This is a genomic window from Scandinavium sp., from assembly GCF_051650185.1.
Taxonomy (GTDB): Bacteria; Pseudomonadota; Gammaproteobacteria; order Enterobacterales; family Enterobacteriaceae; genus Scandinavium.
The window spans coordinates 16,972-33,615 of the sequence record NZ_JBOFIN010000022.1 but is presented as its reverse complement, the minus strand read 5'-3'; the positions used below and the strand labels follow the sequence as shown (position 1 = coordinate 33,615).

At 56.6% G+C, this 16,644-nt stretch carries 14 protein-coding genes and 1 pseudogene; 5 read left to right on the top strand and 10 right to left on the bottom strand.

All coding sequences use genetic code 11. From position 1 onward, the window contains the following. Nucleotides 1-262: 262 nt before the first annotated feature. The 5 genes and pseudogenes from hutH to hutI form a co-directional block, all read right to left on the bottom strand. The gene (gene hutH / locus ACRCWW_RS02515; RefSeq protein WP_438680985.1) at nucleotides 263-1,783 is read right to left on the bottom strand and encodes a histidine ammonia-lyase; all 1,521 of its coding nucleotides are present in this window, start codon (nucleotides 1,781-1,783) and stop codon (nucleotides 263-265) included. Further along, nucleotides 1,783-3,468: a urocanate hydratase gene (gene hutU / locus ACRCWW_RS02510; protein WP_438680984.1), complete on the bottom strand. Its 1,686-nt coding sequence runs from the start codon at nucleotides 3,466-3,468 to the stop codon at nucleotides 1,783-1,785. The genes hutH and hutU overlap by 1 nt, the downstream gene beginning before the upstream one ends. Nucleotides 3,469-3,605: 137 nt before the next feature. Then, nucleotides 3,606-4,328 carry a histidine utilization repressor gene (locus ACRCWW_RS02505; protein WP_438680983.1) on the bottom strand — a complete coding sequence of 241 codons (723 nt, stop codon included), beginning with the start codon at nucleotides 4,326-4,328 and terminating at the stop codon, nucleotides 3,606-3,608. 10 nt (nucleotides 4,329-4,338) lie between these two features. Then, entirely contained in the window at nucleotides 4,339-5,304 is a 966-nt protein-coding gene (hutG, locus tag ACRCWW_RS02500; RefSeq protein ID WP_438680982.1) for a formimidoylglutamase, read from the bottom strand. After that, a pseudogene (gene hutI / locus ACRCWW_RS02495) lies at nucleotides 5,301-6,591 on the bottom strand (imidazolonepropionase). Before hutI ends, hutG begins: the two are co-directional and overlap by 4 nt. Before the next feature lie 154 nt (nucleotides 6,592-6,745). Between hutI and ACRCWW_RS02490 the strand changes: the two are divergent. Then, nucleotides 6,746-8,029 carry a putative acyl-CoA thioester hydrolase gene (locus tag ACRCWW_RS02490; protein ID WP_438680981.1) on the top strand — a complete coding sequence of 428 codons (1,284 nt, stop codon included), beginning with the start codon at nucleotides 6,746-6,748 and terminating at the stop codon, nucleotides 8,027-8,029. A 135-nt stretch (nucleotides 8,030-8,164) separates the two neighbouring features. Here ACRCWW_RS02490 and pgl read toward each other — a convergent pair whose 3' ends face one another. Further along, complete coding sequence (gene pgl, locus ACRCWW_RS02485; RefSeq protein ID WP_438680980.1) at nucleotides 8,165-9,160, bottom strand: 6-phosphogluconolactonase; 996 nt, start codon at nucleotides 9,158-9,160, stop codon at nucleotides 8,165-8,167. 129 nt (nucleotides 9,161-9,289) lie between these two features. Between pgl and ACRCWW_RS02480 the strand changes: the two genes are divergently transcribed. Further along, nucleotides 9,290-10,108, top strand: a complete 819-nt coding sequence (locus tag ACRCWW_RS02480; protein WP_438680979.1) for a pyridoxal phosphatase — start codon at nucleotides 9,290-9,292, stop codon at nucleotides 10,106-10,108. Here the strand turns inward: ACRCWW_RS02480 and modC are convergent, their stop codons facing one another. From modC to ACRCWW_RS02460, 4 genes are all read right to left on the bottom strand, one after another. Further along, nucleotides 10,109-11,167 carry a molybdenum ABC transporter ATP-binding protein ModC gene (gene modC, locus ACRCWW_RS02475; RefSeq protein WP_438680978.1) on the bottom strand — a complete coding sequence of 353 codons (1,059 nt, stop codon included), beginning with the start codon at nucleotides 11,165-11,167 and terminating at the stop codon, nucleotides 10,109-10,111. A 2-nt stretch (nucleotides 11,168-11,169) separates the two neighbouring features. Continuing rightward, a complete protein-coding gene (modB, locus tag ACRCWW_RS02470) occupies nucleotides 11,170-11,859 on the bottom strand; it encodes a molybdate ABC transporter permease subunit (RefSeq protein WP_438680977.1) in 690 nt (229 codons plus the stop codon). Next, nucleotides 11,856-12,632 carry a molybdate ABC transporter substrate-binding protein gene (modA, locus tag ACRCWW_RS02465; RefSeq protein WP_438680976.1) on the bottom strand — a complete coding sequence of 259 codons (777 nt, stop codon included), beginning with the start codon at nucleotides 12,630-12,632 and terminating at the stop codon, nucleotides 11,856-11,858. The genes modB and modA overlap by 4 nt, the downstream gene beginning before the upstream one ends. Before the next feature lie 177 nt (nucleotides 12,633-12,809). Beyond that, the gene (locus ACRCWW_RS02460) at nucleotides 12,810-12,962 is read right to left on the bottom strand and encodes an AcrZ family multidrug efflux pump-associated protein (RefSeq protein WP_330985772.1); all 153 of its coding nucleotides are present in this window, start codon (nucleotides 12,960-12,962) and stop codon (nucleotides 12,810-12,812) included. A gap of 127 nt (nucleotides 12,963-13,089) precedes the next feature. Here ACRCWW_RS02460 and modE point away from each other — a divergent pair, with 127 nt between their 5' ends. The 3 genes from modE (at nucleotide 13,090) to galE (ending at nucleotide 16,638) form a co-directional block, all read left to right on the top strand. Continuing rightward, nucleotides 13,090-13,878, top strand: a complete 789-nt coding sequence (modE, locus tag ACRCWW_RS02455; RefSeq protein WP_438680975.1) for a molybdenum-dependent transcriptional regulator — start codon at nucleotides 13,090-13,092, stop codon at nucleotides 13,876-13,878. A 66-nt stretch (nucleotides 13,879-13,944) separates the two neighbouring features. Further along, nucleotides 13,945-15,414, top strand: coding sequence for a molybdate ABC transporter ATP-binding protein ModF (gene modF, locus ACRCWW_RS02450; protein WP_438680974.1), 1,470 nt, complete (start codon nucleotides 13,945-13,947; stop codon nucleotides 15,412-15,414). A gap of 207 nt (nucleotides 15,415-15,621) precedes the next feature. Beyond that, on the top strand, nucleotides 15,622-16,638 hold the full coding sequence (gene galE / locus ACRCWW_RS02445; RefSeq protein ID WP_438680973.1) for a UDP-glucose 4-epimerase GalE: 1,017 nt from the start codon (nucleotides 15,622-15,624) through the stop codon (nucleotides 16,636-16,638). The last annotated feature ends 6 nt before the right edge of the window (nucleotides 16,639-16,644 follow it).

Here is a 16,644-nt window from a genome sequence, read left to right as displayed (position 1 = left end):
GTTTATCACATGTGGAGAAGTGCAGTCCGGCGCGAATTATCTACGCCACAGATTTGAGAATCTAAGGTCAGGTACGGCGTCCGGACTGCAGGCAGAAAGAACTGGCCGGCTCTTTCTGCACGTGGGGGATAATACAAGGTTGGGTCTCAGTCCAGGGCATAGCGAGTCTCCTCTTCTATGCCAGTTATAACTGTTACCCATGTATCCGGTCTAAAGTGTTACCCATGTTTCCGGTTCATACCTTTGCGCCGCCGGGCAACCATTACAGCACCGATGGCACCAGCTTCTGCAACTGAGCCTCAGCCAGCATCTCAATCGCCGCTTCGATATCAGGGGCAAAATAACGGTCCTGCACATAGTGCGAGACTTTCTCGCGCAGCAGATGACGCGCTTGTTCCAGCAACGGACTGGTGGTTAAGCCTTCCCGCATATCAATCCCCTGCACTGCCGCCAGCCACTCCACCGCAATCACACCGCGGGTGTTGGCTGCCATTTCCCAGAGGCGACGACCGGCTGCGGGAGCCATCGAGACGTGATCTTCCTGGTTTGCAGACGTGGGCAAGCTGTCAACGCTGTGTGGATGCGCCAGCGCTTTGTTCTCACTGGCAAGGGCCGCCGCCGTCACCTGCGCAATCATAAAGCCGGAGTTCACGCCGCCATTTTTCACCAGGAACGGCGGCAGTTGCGACATATGGCTGTCCATCAGCAGGGCAATACGGCGCTCCGCCAGCGAGCCGATTTCCGCAATCGCCAGCGCGATGTTATCGGCTGCCATCGCTACCGGCTCGGCGTGGAAGTTGCCGCCGGAAATGACTTCGTTTTCGTCGGCGAACACCAGCGGGTTATCCGACACGGCATTCGCTTCAGTCAGCAGGACTTCCTTCGCCTGACGAAGCTGCGTTAAGCACGCGCCCATCACCTGCGGCTGACAGCGCAGAGAATATGGGTCTTGCACTTTGCTGCATTTCGCGTGCGATTGTGAAACTTCGCTGGCATCGGTCAGCACGTGGCGGTACAGCGCCGCAGCATCAATTTGCCCACGCTGACCGCGAGCTTCGTGAATTCGGGCATCAAAGGGACGACGCGAACCCAGTGCCGCTTCTGTCGTCAGCGCGCCACAAATCACGGCCGAACTGAACAGCTCTTCCGCTTCGAACAGGCCACGCAATGCAAAAGCCGTGGAGGCCTGTGTGCCATTGAGCAGCGCCAGCCCTTCTTTCGCCGCCAGCGTGAGCGGTTCAAGCCCGGCTTTTTTCAGGGCTTCTGTCGCGGGCAGCCATTCTCCCTGCCAGCGGGCTTTGCCTTCACCCAGCAGCGTTAAGGACATATGCGCGAGCGGCGCCAGATCGCCTGAAGCGCCCACGGAGCCTTTCGCCGGGATGCACGGATAGACTTCATGATTCACCAGCGCCATCAGCGCTTCAATCACGCTCAGGCGAATGCCGGAGAAGCCCCGCGCCAGGCTGTTGATTTTCAGCACCATGATCAGACGAACCATCGAGTCGTCCAGCGCTTCGCCTACGCCCGCCGCATGGGAAAGCACCAGCGATCGTTGCAGGTTTTCCAGATCGTTCGTCGCGATTTGGGTGGAAGCCAGCAGGCCAAAACCGGTGTTGATTCCGTAAGCGGTGCGCCCTTCAGCCATAATCGCGTTGACGCACGCCACGCTGGCGTTGATACCCGGCACGGCGCTGTTATCCAGCGTGAGCTTATGGGGGTGGCGGTAAACATCCTGCAGTTGTGCGAGGGTCAGTTGGCCCGGAATCAGGTTGAGTGTGTTCATTATTTCTGCCCCTGGGTTGCAGCAATCATCGGTAAATTGAGTCCTTGTTCGGCGGCGCATTCTACCGCGATTTCATAGCCTGCGTCCGCATGTCGCATGACGCCAGTGGCCGGATCGTTATGCAACACTCGGGCGATACGCGCAGCCGCTTCATCGGAGCCGTCGCAGACAATCACCATGCCCGCATGCTGCGAGAAGCCCATTCCCACCCCACCACCGTGATGCAACGATACCCAGGTTGCCCCGCTCGCCGTATTCAGCAATGCATTCAGCAGCGGCCAGTCAGAGACGGCATCAGAGCCATCGCGCATGGCTTCGGTCTCGCGGTTCGGGCTGGCGACTGAGCCAGAATCCAGATGATCGCGACCAATCACAATCGGCGCAGAAACTTCACCCGAGCGCACCATCTCGTTGAACGCCAGCCCCAGCTTTTGCCGCCATTCCAGCCCTACCCAGCAGATACGGGCAGGCAGGCCCTGGAAGCTGATGCGCTCACGCGCCATATCCAGCCAGCGATGCAGGTGTTTGTCGTCCTGAATAATCTCTTTCACTTTGGCGTCGGTTTTGTAGATATCCTGCGGATCGCCGGACAGCGCCACCCAACGGAACGGGCCGATGCCGCGACAAAACAGCGGGCGAATATAGGCTGGCACAAATCCCGGGAAATCGAAGGCATTGGTCACGCCCATCTCTTTTGCCATCTGGCGAATGTTGTTGCCGTAGTCGAAGGTCGGAATGCCCTGGGCACAGAAAGCGAGCATGGCTTTGACGTGCTCTGCCATCGACAGTTTGGCGGCCTTCACCGTGCCCTGCGGGTCGCTTTCGGCTTTTTGCTGATAGGTTTCCCACGTCCAGCCTTGAGGTAAATAACCGTGCAGCGGATCGTGTGCGCTGGTCTGGTCGGTGACCATGTCCGGACGGACGCCACGTTTCACCAGTTCTGGCAGCACATCGGCGGCATTGCCACAGAGCGCGACCGACACCGCGCGGCCTTCGGAAGTGTACTTTTTGATGCGAGCCAGAGCGTCATCCAGCGAATCAGCCTGTTCGTCGATGTAGCGGGTACGCAGACGGAAATCGATGCGGCTTTGCTGGCATTCAATCACCAGTGAACAAGCGCCCGCCAGGGTTGCAGCCAGCGGCTGTGCGCCGCCCATGCCACCAAGACCGGCCGTTAGCACCCAGCGCCCTTGCAGATTGCCGTTGTAGTGCTGGCGACCTGCTTCGACGAAGGTTTCATAGGTGCCCTGCACGATGCCCTGGCTGCCGATGTAAATCCAGCTGCCCGCGGTCATCTGGCCGTACATCGCCAGGCCTTTGGCGTCCAGTTCGTTGAAGTGTTCCCAGGTGGCCCAGTGCGGTACCAGGTTAGAGTTGGCAATCAGCACGCGCGGCGCGTTGTCGTGGGTTTTGAATACCCCAACCGGCTTCCCGGATTGCACCAGCAGCGTTTCGTCGTGTTCCAGTTTTGTCAGGGAATCCACAATCGCATCAAAGCAATCCCAGTTACGGGCTGCGCGTCCGATCCCGCCGTAAACCACCAGCTCATGCGGATTTTCGGCCACTTCGGGATCGAGGTTGTTCATCAACATGCGCAATGGCGCTTCGGTGAGCCAGCTTTTCGCGGTGAGCGTGGTACCACGAGGGGCACGAACGTCCTGACGACGAATTTTGTTTTGAGACATCGGGGTGACTCCTGACGGATACGATGAAGGTATAAAGTTATATACTTGTCTATACAATCATTCGCAAGGCAGGATTTAACAAGTTGGATACATTTTTGCTTTCTTGCGTCAGCAATCACATTTGCTGACGCAAGCTATCAGGAACCGAAGTGGCCTTGCAGGCGATAACGACTGCCGGGGAAAATCAGGCGGGCCTGGGTCACTATGCTGGAACGGGACCAGGTGCGACGACGGATCATCAGGCAGGGATCGTGCTCGTGGATCTGCAACAGCCGGCACTCTTCGGAGCTGGCTTTGACCGCTTCCACAATGTGCTCACCTTCCGTCAGGGGAGCAATCAGCGACAGGTAATCGTGCGCCGTGGTGGTGGTGTAATCCTGCTGAAGATACTCCGGCACCACGATGGCATTCACGCAGCGATCTTCAATCTGCACTGGCACATCGTTCTCAAAATGCACCATCAGAGAATGAAAGATGTGTGTGCCTTCAGCAACGTTCAGCGCCTGGGCCTGCTGCTTATCGGCTTTTGTCTCCTCCAGCAGCAACACTTCACAGCGGTGCTGGTGCTGACGGGCGCGAATTTCATCGGCGATGCTGTGAACTTCAAACAGCGCCGACTGCCCTTTTGGCTCGGCGACAAAGGTGCCTACGCCCTGTAAACGCACCAGCAGCCCTTCGTCGGTAAGCTCACGCAGCGCGCGGTTGATGGTCATACGGCTGAAACCAAACTGCGCCACCAGCTCAGCTTCCGATGGTATTCTGTCGTGCGGACGCCAGATCCCGGCGGCAATGTTGTCGCTGATGACCCGTTTGATTTTCTCATAGAACGGCGCAGGGGCGCCGGTTGGCGGTGAATACATGTGTCGTCCTTTATTTAGGAAGGTGCCAGCTATACACAATTTGCCAGGCCAGTCTGGCCGCGGTGCGTGCTCCCTGTCCATCGCGATCGTAGTGCGGATTGAATTCAACCAAATCAACCGCCTGCAGCTTGCCACTCTGACACAGCGGCAGCACGATGCGCAACAGAATTGCCAGCGGTACGCCTAACGCCGCAGGCGCAGACACGGCGGGCATTTCCCATGCGGGGAGCACGTCCAGATCGATGGTCAGATAAATTCGGTCATGCTCGTCAATTACCCGCTTTAGGTCACGCGCCAGTTCACCACTCTGCGGGTCGAGCAATGTTAAATCTTCCAGTACGGTCACGTGGCGTTGCTGCGCTTCCTGCCAGAGCGCCTGAGTATTCGCGGCTTTGCTCGCGCCGTAACAGGTGTAGCTGAACTCACGCCCATCACTTTCACACTTTAACGCCAGCTGGCGGAACGGCGTGCCAGACGTGGCCTGCGCGGCAGAACGTAAATCGAGATGCGCGTCGAGGTTCACAATAGCCACTTTCTCATTCGGAAAGGCGTCCAGCACGCCAGCGCCGTGACCGTAAGCCGTCTCATGTCCGCCACCGAACACCAGCGTTTTCATTTGTGCCCGCTGGCAGGCTTTAACCGCTTCGTGCAAGGCCTGTTGTGCTTCTTCAAGCCTCTCTGGCTCGGCTTGAACATTGCCCAAATCAACCAGTAAATCGTGACCATTATGGCTGGCCATATTCGCCAGTGCTTTACGCAGGGCGTCTGGCCCAAGCTGCGCGCCCGGGCGGCCCTGATTGCGCTTCACGCCTTCATCGCAGGCGAACCCCAGCAGGGCTATTTTCCCCTGATGTTTTTCAGGCGCAAAGTGGTTCTCTACCTCTACCGTCTGAAAAAGGCGTTTTGCCTCCGGGGATTCCGCACTGTCGTCGCGGCCCTGCCAGAGTGTTTCATGTGTTGAATGCCAGAGCTTCATAGTGTGACCTCGCCGCGAAAGACGCGCTGCCAGAGCGGATTACGGCCCGGCTCATAAACCATTTCGACCGGGTGCTTCGCATCCCAGATGGCAAAATCGGCCACGTATCCTGCGGCCAGTTGCCCGTGCGTGTTGCCGCGCCCAAGCGCACTTGCGGCATGGCGCGTTACGCCGTTCCAGGCTTCTTCTGGCGTTAGCCCGAATTTGACACAGGCCATATTCATCGCCAGATGCAGGCTGGCGAAAGGGCTGGTGCCGGGGTTGTAATCCGTTGCCACAGCCATGGGCACGCCGCGCTCGCGCAAGGCAGCGACAGGCGGCTTTTGCGTGTCATTAAGGAAATAGAACGCACCGGGAAGCAGCACGGCGACAGTCTGATTGTGTGCCATCGCCTCCACGCCTGCCGGGGAGAGATACTCGATATGATCGGCAGACAGGCCGTGGTAGCGGCTCACCAGCTCTGCCCCGCCCAGGGAAGAAAGCTGTTCCACATGCCCTTTCACCGGAATACCCAGGCACTGCGCCGCCACGAACACGCGCTCGGTTTGCTCAGGCGTAAACCCGACGTTTTCACAAAACGCATCAACAGATTCGAAAAGCCCTTCCTGCCAGAGGGCGGGAAGAATTTCTTCACAGACCAGGGTGATGTAGTCGTCAGCTCGTCCTTTATAGTCCGCAGGAACGGCATGCGCCGCCAGCAGCGTTGGGCTGATTTCAACAGCACTGTTGGCGGCCAGCTGCTGCGCGACGCGCAACATTTTGCGCTCATTGGCCTCATCCAGCCCATAACCAGACTTCACTTCCAGCGTAGTGACACCTTCACGCATCAGCCGATCAAGCCTTTGCTGTGCAAGCTTCAGGAGTTCCGCTTCGCTCGCCGCACGGGTTGCCTGCACGGTGGCATTGATACCGCCGCCGTTGGCGCTGATGGTCTGATACGACACGCCGTTGAGCCGCTGCTCCCACTCCTGCGCACGGCTGCCGCCAAACACCAGATGCGTGTGGCAATCAATCAGTCCGGGCGTGACCAGCCGCCCTTGCAGGTCAATGCGTCTGCCCTTTTCTGATGCGGCTTCTGCTTCAGGCACAACGGCGACAATGCGCCCGTCACGGACAATCAGCGCATGATTATCAATCATGCCGTAAGGTTCAGGGCGCTGCGGATCAAAGGTCGCCAGGCGGGCGTTGTGCCAGATAACGTGATGTTCGATTGGCTCAGACATAGAGCTTCCACTTGTCATGGGTTGTATAGACATTTATTGATAGCTTCACAGCGGCTGTCAACAGACGAGCCGAATATGTTGCTTATTTGTGATATTCAACGCGCAGCTGTTATCGCGTTTGACGATCTTTTTTGCCCCATCGCTTCCCGTTTCGCTCAACTTAGTATAAAAAGTCAGGTTTTAGGGACCTTTTCCACTTTTACTCAGCCTGGAGCACCATGAACACATTCTCGGTTTCCCGTCTGGCGCTGGCGTTCGCTTTTGGCGTGACGTTGACCGCCTGTAGCTCTACGCCGCCCGATCAGCAGCCTTCCACTCAGGAAGCGCCGGGTACTGCGTCTCGTCCGATCCTGACCGCAGGCGAAGCGAAAAACTTCGTTCAGGCTCGCTATTTCACCACCATGGACCAGAATGCTGCGCCATGGTCACCGTCGCCAATTTCCGTGCCAGCAAAACCTGATTTCGTGGTTGGCCCGGCGGGCACTCAGGGCGTGACTCACACCACTATTCAGGCGGCGGTTGATGCAGCGATCACTCGCCATAGCAGCTCACGTGTGTATATCGCCGTGATGCCTGGCGAATATCAGGGCACTGTTTACGTGCCAGCAGCCCCGGGCTCCATCACCGTTTACGGGACTGGCGAGAAAGCTGGCGACGTGAAAATCGGCCTGGCTATCGATTCTGAAATCGCCCCGAACGACTGGCGTCGTCTGGTGAACCCTGCGGGCAAATACATGCCTGGCAAACCGGCCTGGTACATGTTCGACAGCTGCCAGAGCAAGCGCACTGCCACCGTTGGCGTGATGTGCTCTGCGGTGTTCTGGTCTCAGAACAACGGTCTGCAACTGCAAAACCTGACCATTGAAAACAACCTGGGCGACAGCGTGGACGCGGGTAACCATCAGGCCGTCGCGCTGCGCAACGATGGCGATCAGGTTCAGCTGAACAACGTCAATATTCTGGGTCGTCAGAACACCTTCTTTGTGACCAACAGCGGCGTGCAGAATAAACTGCAAAACGACCGCATCACCCGCACGCTGGTGACCAACAGCTACCTCGAGGGTGACGTGGATATCGTTTCCGGCCGTGGCGCAGTGGTGTTCGATAACACCGACTTCCGCGTGGTCAACTCCCGCACGCAGCAGGAAGGCTATGTCTTCGCCCCGGCAACCCAGGCGAACCTGTTCTATGGCTTCCTGGCGACCAACAGCCGCTTCACCGCTTCCGGTGATGGCGTGGCGCAGTTGGGCCGTTCACTGGACGTTGTTGGCAACACCAACGGCCAGGTCGTGATCCGCGACAGCGTGATCAACGAAGGTTTCAACTCAGCCAAACCCTGGGCCGACGCAGCCGTTTCTAAACGTCCGTTCAGCGGCAACACCGGCGCGAAGAACGACAAAGGTGAAACTGAGCGTAACCTGAACGACACCAACTTCAACCGCATGTGGGAATACAACAACCGCGGCGTGGGTAGTTATGTCGTGGCGGAACCGAAGCAGTAATCTGGATGAGTTGCCCGGTGGCACTGCGTTTGCGCGGGCCTACACAAAATCCAGGTCAGGCCAGCAAAGCGCCGCCTGACAAAAAGCCATAAAAAAACCTCGCTTCGGCGAGGTTTTTTGTTATCAGCTATCCGCTTAGTGAGCGTTAACCACAACCCACATCGGGCCTTGCCCAACAGCGTAGCGGCCTTTCTCATGCAGCAGACCCTGCTCGCCCTGAATCTCATACACCGCCAGATGATGCGACTTCTGGCCCACCGCCAGCAGGAACTTCCCGCTGTGGTCGATGTTGAAACCACGTGGCTGGGTTTCCGTCGACTGGAAGCCCTGGATCTCAAGCACGCTGCCGTCTTCAGAAACAGTGAACACCGTCAGGGTGCTGGAAGTACGGTCACACGCATACAGGTGGCGACCGTCCGGGGTGATATGAATGTCTGCCGCCCAGCGCGTACCGGTGAAATCTGGCGGCATCATGTCCAGCGTTTGCACGCACTCAATCTCACCGTGCGGATCTTTGAGTTCCCACACGTCGACGGAGCTGTTCAGCTCATTCACGCAGTACGCGTATTGCTGATTCGGGTGGAACGCCATATGGCGTGGGCCCGCGCCTTCAACGGTGGTCACTTCCGCTGGAGTCTGTGCCACCAGCTTGCCATCGTCGCTCAGGGTAAACAGGCAGATACGATCTTGCTTCAGCGCAGGCACCCACAGGGTGCGGTTGTCCGGGGTGATATTTGCTGAGTGGCACCCTTCCAGGCCTTCGACCACATCCACAACGCCCACCGGCAGGCCATCTTCCAGACGAGTCACGCTCACGCACGCCTGATTGTATGAACCGCTAAACAGGAACTGGCCTTTGTGATCGGTCGAAATGTGCGTTGGGCTGCCCGGCAGGGCTGATTCGCCAGCAAAGGTCAGCGCGCCGTCGTCCGGCGCAATGCGGTAGGCAATCACGCGAAACTCAGGGCGCACGCCAACGTACAGGTAGCGTTTATCCGGGCTGATGACCATCGGCTGTACCTGACCCGGCACATCCACCACCTGAACCAGCGTCAGTTTACCGTCGTGCTTCAGGCTCCAGACGTGGATTTGTTGGCTTTCCGGGCTCGCGGTATATACGGTTTGTTTCATGAAAACTCCTTTCCTTACTGCACGTGGAAGCAAATTAACAGGATAGTTAGTGCTGAAAAATTTGCCCTGAGAACACAGCGGTGTACCATCGTCAGCTGCACATTTTTCAACATTAACCTGGACTGCAACATGACATCTCGCGTGATAGCCCTTGATTTAGACGGTACCCTGCTGACACCCAACAAAACCATTCTGCCTGCGTCGCTTGAAGCGCTGGCTAGAGCAAAAGAAGCAGGCTATCAAATCCTGATCGTCACGGGTCGACATCACGTTGCCATCCATCCTTTTTATCAGGCACTGGCACTGGATACACCTGCAATTTGCTGTAATGGCACCTATTTGTATGATTATCAGGCAAAAAAGGTGCTGGAAGCCGATCCGCTTTCCACCGCACAGGCTTTGCCGCTGATTGAGATGCTCAACGAACACGGCGTTCACGGCCTGATGTATGTCGACAACGCCATGGTGTACGAACAAGAGACAGGCCACATCACGCGTGGGATTGAGTGGGGTTTAACGTTGCCTGAAGCGCAGCGCCCGGTCTTCCGGCAGGTTGAGTCCTTCGCTAAGGCCGCGCATGACGTCGACACCATCTGGAAATTCGCCCTGACCGACGAAAACAGCGAGCGCCTCAACGCCTTCGTCCAGCAGGTTGAAGAGAAGCTTGGCCTGGAGTGCGAACGCTCGTGGATTTATCAGGTCGACGTGGCGCGCAAAGGCAACAGCAAAGGCAACCGTCTGGCTCGCTGGGTGGAATCTCAGGGGCTTTCGATGAAAGACGTGGTCGCCTTTGGCGATAACTTCAACGACATCAGCATGCTGGAAAACGCCGGTATGGGCGTGGCGATGGGCAATGCGGATGACGCGGTAAAAGCCCGCGCCAATGTGGTTATCGGCGAAAATACTGAGACCAGCATCGCCGACTTTATCTATAAGCAGCTGTTGTAATCAGGCGGTAATTGAAACGCTCTTAATCTGCGCATACAACCACTGGCCTGGCTTCACCGCCAGGTCATCACGCGCCCAGGGGCTGATGCGCGCCCACAACGTGCGGCCCCCCACTTCCAGCTGCACTTCCACCTGACCGTTATCATCAAAGCACTGAACCACTTTCGCCCGCAGGACGTTACGAATACTGGTCTGTACCGGCGGCTGGAGCACCAGCGACACGTCAGAGGCCTGAACACGAATGCGCACCGGCGACTGTAACGGACGGTCGAGTTTGTTGACCCAGATATGCTGATCGCCCAGCGCCAGCGCACTCATCGCATAGTGGGGATGGTGTTCCAGCACGGTCACTTTCAGGATGCTGCTCTGCTGCTCTTTCGGCAGCCAGGGATGCATCACGCTGCTGCCCCAGACATCCTCAAGATTGCCGAAAGCCTTCACGTTGCCCTCTTCCAGCACCAGCACTTTATCGGCCAGATGCAGGATCTCGTCTAACGAGTGGCTGACGTACAGCATCGGAATGTTGATTTCACGAGCCAGGCGTTGCAGATAAGGCAACAGCTCGCGTTTACGGGGAATATCTAAAGAGGCCAGCGGCTCGTCCAGTAACAGCAATTCCGGTGCGGTGAGCAGCGCACGCCCAATGGCGACTCGCTGTTTTTCGCCACCAGAAAGACCGCCCGGCAGCCTGTCCAGCAAACCTTCAATCCCCAGCAGCGAGACCAGTTTGTCAAACTGCCCCGCCATACTTTTCGCCATGCCGTAGCGCAGATTGCCGCGCACCTTATAGTGCGGGAACAGGCGCGCATCCTGAAATACGTAGCCAACACGGCGCTTTTCCGGCGACAGACAAATTTTCTTTTCTGCGTCGTTAAGCACCCGATTGTTGAGCACGATGCGGCCCTTCTGCGGCTTCGTCAGGCCGCTGATGGCGTTAATCAAAGACGTTTTTCCTGCGCCAGAAACACCAAAAATAGCGGTAATGCCGGAAGCCGGAAGCGATTCGTTGATGGTCAGGCAGTGATCGCCTAAGGTCTGGCTGAAGTTGAGTTCCAGCATGGTTATCTCCCCGTCCGTTCGCGGCTAAGGCGTGCCAGCCATTCTGAAATCAACAGCGACACCAGCGCCAGCACGATGGAAATCAGGCACAGCCTGGCCGCCGCACCTTCGCCGCCCGGCGTCTGAATCAGGGTGTACATGGCAGAAGGAATGGTGCGGGTTTCCCCTGGAATGTTGGAGACAAACGTAATGGTTGCGCCAAATTCGCCAAGCGAACGCGCAAAGGCCAGCACCGTGCCGACGATAATCCCCGGCAAAGTGAGCGGTAAGGTGATGGTGAAGAACACTCGCCAGCGCCCTGCGCCCAACGTGCGAGCGGCCTGTTCGAGTTTGATATCGACGCCTTCCAGCGCCAGACGAATAGCCCGAACCATCAGCGGGAAGGACATCACCGCTGCCGCCAGCACCGCGCCGCGCCAGCTAAAGGCGAAGGTGATGCCGAACCAATCGTAGAGCCAGGCGCCGATAAACCCCCGACGGCCCATTGCTATCAACAACAGATATCCGACCACCACGGGTGGAAGGACTAAAGGAAGGTGGATAAGGCTGTCGAGCAGCGCTTTGCCGGGAAAGTTGCGGCGTACCAGCAACCAGGCAAAGAAGATCCCGAAGGGCAAACTGAACACCACGGCCAGGGAAGAAACTTTCAGGCTCAGCAGTACCGCCTGCCATTCGGGATCGGTCAATATCATTCGTGGGTAGTAAATCCGTACTGTTTGAAAATGGCGGAAGCCTGCGGTCCTTTCAGGTAATCATAGAAAGCCGTGACCGTGGCGTTTTTATGTCCGTCGGTAATCGCTACCGGGTATTCCACTTTTTTGTGGGAGTCTTCCGGGAAGGTGCCCACCACTTTAACGCCTTTGCTGGCGACAGCATCAGAGCCGTACACAATGCCCAGCGGCGCTTCGTTACGCTCAACCAGTGCCAGCGCACCGCGCACATCTTCGGCCGGAGCAAGTCTGGCAGACAGCGTATCCCATGCGCCCAATTTCTGCAGCGCTTCTTTCGCGTAAATGCCCGCTGGAACGTGATCCGGATCGCCAACTGCCAGACGGCCACCTTTCAGCAGGCTGGTCCAGTTGGTTTTCGCATCGATAGTCACATCGCCCTGCTCACTGGCTTTCGGTGCAACGACGACAAGGCTGTTGCCCAGCAATGTTTCACGCGTAGCGGTATCAATGGCTTTTTTCTCGACCGCGTAATCCATCCATTTCTGGTCAGCAGAGATAAACAGGTCCGCTGGCGCGCCCGCTTCAATCTGGCGAGCAAGCGTTGAAGAAGAAGCAAAAGAGGACACCACATCCACGTTTTTCTCTTTCTTGTACTCTTTGGCAATGTCCTGCATCGCGTTGGTCAGCGAGGCGGCCGCAAAGACCGTAATCTTCCCTTCATCAGCAAAAGCATGACCGGCAACAGAAAGCGATAAAGCTGTGCCTGCGACGAGGCGTAACCAAGAACGTTCCATTTGTGACTCCTGTGAGTGTCGTTATGTACGAAATAATATAACGATAACTATAGGGTTTTCCCAGTGCTAATTGGCACCACTCAGTGAGTATATCGGCAGAAAGAAGAAGAACTTAAACAGGGGAAACGAGGCGGAATGGGGATAAAAAAATGCCCGGCTTTACCGGGCATCTCGAAATCAATGATTTTGCTGCTGGCCTTTATCTTTGTGGCCGACGTTCGACAGAACGTTAAACACTTCACCGAGACCGTAAATCAGCCCCAGAATGATCGCCATCACCACGGGAACCATGATTACGGCAAAGACCAGACTTTTCAACAACTCTAACATGGTCAGCTCCTGACATTGTGATTCCTTCATTGTAACCGGATACTCAGGAAATTCACTCCCCTTTTGTGCGGTGCCCTGTGTAATAATAATCAGGAACGTACATCCAAAAACTGAGCAGGACATTGATATGCAGGCCGAAATTCTTCTTACCCTTAAGCTTCAGCAGCGTCTGTTTGCCGATCCGCGCCGCATTGCCCTGCTCAAACAAATCGACGTGACGGGCTCCATCAGCCAGGGCGCGAAAAATGCGGGCATCAGCTACAAAAGCGCCTGGGATGCCATCAACGATATGAACCAGCTCAGCGAGCAGCCGCTGGTCGACAGAGCCACTGGCGGCAAAGGCGGCGGTGGCGCAGTGCTGACGCGCTATGGTCAGCGTCTGATTCAGCTTTATGATCTGCTGGCGCAAATCCAGCAGAAAGCGTTCGACGTGCTGAGTGACGACGATGCCCTGCCGCTGGACAGCCTGCTGGCAGCCATTTCACGCTTTTCTCTGCAAACCAGCGCGCGTAATCAGTGGTTCGGTACGATTACCCGCCGCGACCACCAGCAGGTGCAGGAACATGTCGATGTGCTGCTTGCCGATGGTGAAACGCGTCTTAAAGTCGCCATCACCGCACAAAGCGGTGAGCGTCTTGGGCTTGAGGAAGGCAAAGAAGTGCTGGTTTTGCTGAAAGCGCCTTGGGTCGGCATTACGCGTGATGCCAAAGTCGCGGCGCAGGCAGACAATCAGCTTTCCGGCGTGATCAGCCATATTGAACGCGGGCAGGCACAGTGTGAAGTGCTGATGACGCTACCTGATGGGCAGGCGCTTTGCGCCACACTGCCCGTCGAGGAAGCCGCTGAATTAAATGAAAATGAACCCGCCATCGCCTGGTTTAATGCCGACAGGGTGATCCTCGCCACCCTTCGCTGATGGCTTGACTTTCGCCATCAGAAAACGTATCCCTGAATAAAATCGCTGCAAAAAATGGGATACACCATGTCATCATTGCATATTTCGCAAGGCACGTTTCGTCTTAGCGATACAAAAACGCTCTCTGTTCCTGGCCTCACCCTTCACGCTGGTGAATCCTGGGCGTTCGTTGGCAGCAACGGTAGCGGCAAGTCTGCGCTGGCTCGTGCGCTCTCCGGGGAGCTGACTTTGCTCTCCGGCACCCGCGAAAGTGCCTTCACGCGAACCACTCGCCTCTCCTTTGAGCAGTTACAAAAACTGGTCAGCGACGAGTGGCAACGCAACAATACTGACCTGCTCAGCCCTGGCGAAGAAGACACCGGGCGCACAACAGCCGAGATTATCCAGGAAGAAGTGAAAGACCCGGCACGATGCCGTGACCTCGCCACTCGCTTTGGTATCGCGTCTTTACTGGAGCGCCGCTTCAAATACCTTTCTACCGGCGAAACACGCAAAACCTTGCTGTGCCAGGCGCTGATGAGCAACCCGGACTTGTTGATTCTGGATGAGCCGTTTGATGGCCTGGATGTGGCTTCGCGCCAGGCCCTGGCCGAGCTACTCGCCACGTTGCATCAGGAAGGCATCACGCTGGTTCTGGTGCTCAACCGTTTTGATGAAATTCCTGAGTTCGTCGAGTTTGCTGGCGTGCTGGCGGACTGCACCTTGCTGGAAACTGGCACTAAAAAAGCGCTGCTGGAACAGGCGCTGATAGCCCAACTTGCCCATAGCGAGAAGCTTTCGGGCATTGCATTGCCAGAACCGGATGCGCCGCCTGCCCGGCTTTCGCTGCCTGAAGATCAGCCGAGGATTGTGCTCAATCACGGCGTGGTGTCTTACAACGATAAACCGATTATTGAGGACATGAGCTGGACGGTAAATCCGGGCGAGCACTGGCAGATTGTTGGCCCGAACGGTGCCGGTAAATCGACGCTGTTGAGCCTGGTCACAGGCGATCACCCACAGGGTTACAGCAATGATCTGACGCTGTTTGGCCGCCGCCGTGGCAGCGGAGAAACCATCTGGGACATTAAAAAGCACATCGGCTATGTCAGCAGCAGCCTGCATCTTGATTACCGCGTGAGCACCAATGTGCGTAATGTGATCCTTTCCGGCTTCTTCGACTCCATCGGTATCTATCAGGCCGTGTCCGATAAACAGCACAAGCTGGCGCAAGTCTGGCTGGATATTTTGGGTATCGACAATCGCACCGCTGACGCCCCGTTTCACAGCCTTTCCTGGGGCCAGCAGCGATTAGCACTGATTGTTCGGGCGTTAGTGAAACACCCGACGCTGCTGATCCTTGATGAGCCGCTTCAGGGCCTTGATCCGCTAAACCGCCAACTTGTGCGGCGTTTTGTAGACGTGCTGATTGGGGAAGGCAACACGCAGCTGCTGTTTGTCTCGCATCACGCTGAAGACGCACCGGACTGCATCACTCATCGTCTGGAGTTTGTGCCTCAGGCTGAGGGCTATCGCTACGCCATTGGTAAACGCTGATCATCCTGTGGGGGAGCCTGCCGCTCCCCGCTTTTCAGATAAAGAGTAGCCTTCCTTTCTCTTCACCTTGTTTTATAATGCAAAAACGTGCCGTTACGGTGTGATTTTTCACTGTGTAAACGATTCCACTAATTTAGGCCGTGTCACACTTTTCGCTTCTCTGTTATGCTAGGCTTATTCCATACCATAGGCTTAACGGAGCGAATTATGAGAGTACTGGTTACAGGTGGTAGCGGTTACATAGGCAGCCATACCTGCGTGCAGTTGCTGAAACAAGGGCACGACGTCATCATTCTCGACAACCTGTGCAACAGCAAACGCAGCGTGTTACCGGTGATTGAACGCTTAGGCGGCAAGCAGCCGGTGTTTGTGGAGGGGGATATCCGCAACGAAGCGCTGATGACCGAAATTCTGCACGATCACGCTATCGATACCGTTATTCACTTTGCCGGGCTGAAAGCCGTGGGTGAATCTGTCGCTAAGCCGCTCGAGTACTACGACAACAATGTGACGGGCACGCTGCGTCTGATTTCCGCAATGCGCGCCGCCAGCGTCAAAAACTTCATTTTCAGCTCCTCCGCCACCGTCTACGGCGACCAGCCAAAAATCCCTTACGTTGAAAGCTTCCCGACCGGCACGCCGCAAAGCCCTTACGGCAAGAGCAAGCTGATGGTTGAGCAAATTCTGGCTGACCTGCAAAAAGCCCAGCCTGAATGGAGCATCGCCCTGCTGCGCTATTTCAACCCGGTAGGCGCTCATCCATCAGGCGATATGGGTGAAGATCCGCAAGGCATTCCAAATAACCTGATGCCGTACATCGCGCAGGTTGCCGTTGGCCGCCGGGATTCGCTCGCTATTTTTGGCAATGACTACCCAACACAAGACGGCACCGGCGTACGCGATTACATCCACGTGATGGATCTGGCCGACGGTCACGTAGCGGCAATGGAAAAACTCGCCGACAAACCAGGCGTGCATATCTATAACCTGGGTGCAGGCGTTGGCAGCAGCGTACTGGATGTGGTGAACGCCTTCAGTAAAGCCTGCGGCAAACCGATCAACTATCACTTCGCGCCACGTCGCGATGGCGACCTTCCGGCCTACTGGGCGGATGCGAACAAAGCCGATCGCGATCTGAACTGGCGAGTGACCCGTAATCTTGACGAAATGGCACAGGACACCTGGCACTGGCAGTCCCGCCATCCGCAGGGTTACCCTGACTAAGGACCT

Coding starts and splice junctions, on each gene's coding strand:
- hutH (WP_438680985.1), bottom strand. CDS start 1,783: ATGAACACACTCAACCTGATTCCGGGCCAACTGACCCTCGCACAACTG.
- hutU (WP_438680984.1), bottom strand. CDS start 3,468: ATGTCTCAAAACAAAATTCGTCGTCAGGACGTTCGTGCCCCTCGTGGT.
- ACRCWW_RS02505 (WP_438680983.1), bottom strand. CDS start 4,328: ATGTATTCACCGCCAACCGGCGCCCCTGCGCCGTTCTATGAGAAAATC.
- hutG (WP_438680982.1), bottom strand. CDS start 5,304: ATGAAGCTCTGGCATTCAACACATGAAACACTCTGGCAGGGCCGCGAC.
- ACRCWW_RS02490 (WP_438680981.1), top strand. CDS start 6,746: ATGAACACATTCTCGGTTTCCCGTCTGGCGCTGGCGTTCGCTTTTGGC.
- pgl (WP_438680980.1), bottom strand. CDS start 9,160: ATGAAACAAACCGTATATACCGCGAGCCCGGAAAGCCAACAAATCCAC.
- ACRCWW_RS02480 (WP_438680979.1), top strand. CDS start 9,290: ATGACATCTCGCGTGATAGCCCTTGATTTAGACGGTACCCTGCTGACA.
- modC (WP_438680978.1), bottom strand. CDS start 11,167: ATGCTGGAACTCAACTTCAGCCAGACCTTAGGCGATCACTGCCTGACC.
- modB (WP_438680977.1), bottom strand. CDS start 11,859: ATGATATTGACCGATCCCGAATGGCAGGCGGTACTGCTGAGCCTGAAA.
- modA (WP_438680976.1), bottom strand. CDS start 12,632: ATGGAACGTTCTTGGTTACGCCTCGTCGCAGGCACAGCTTTATCGCTT.
- ACRCWW_RS02460 (WP_330985772.1), bottom strand. CDS start 12,962: ATGTTAGAGTTGTTGAAAAGTCTGGTCTTTGCCGTAATCATGGTTCCC.
- modE (WP_438680975.1), top strand. CDS start 13,090: ATGCAGGCCGAAATTCTTCTTACCCTTAAGCTTCAGCAGCGTCTGTTT.
- modF (WP_438680974.1), top strand. CDS start 13,945: ATGTCATCATTGCATATTTCGCAAGGCACGTTTCGTCTTAGCGATACA.
- galE (WP_438680973.1), top strand. CDS start 15,622: ATGAGAGTACTGGTTACAGGTGGTAGCGGTTACATAGGCAGCCATACC.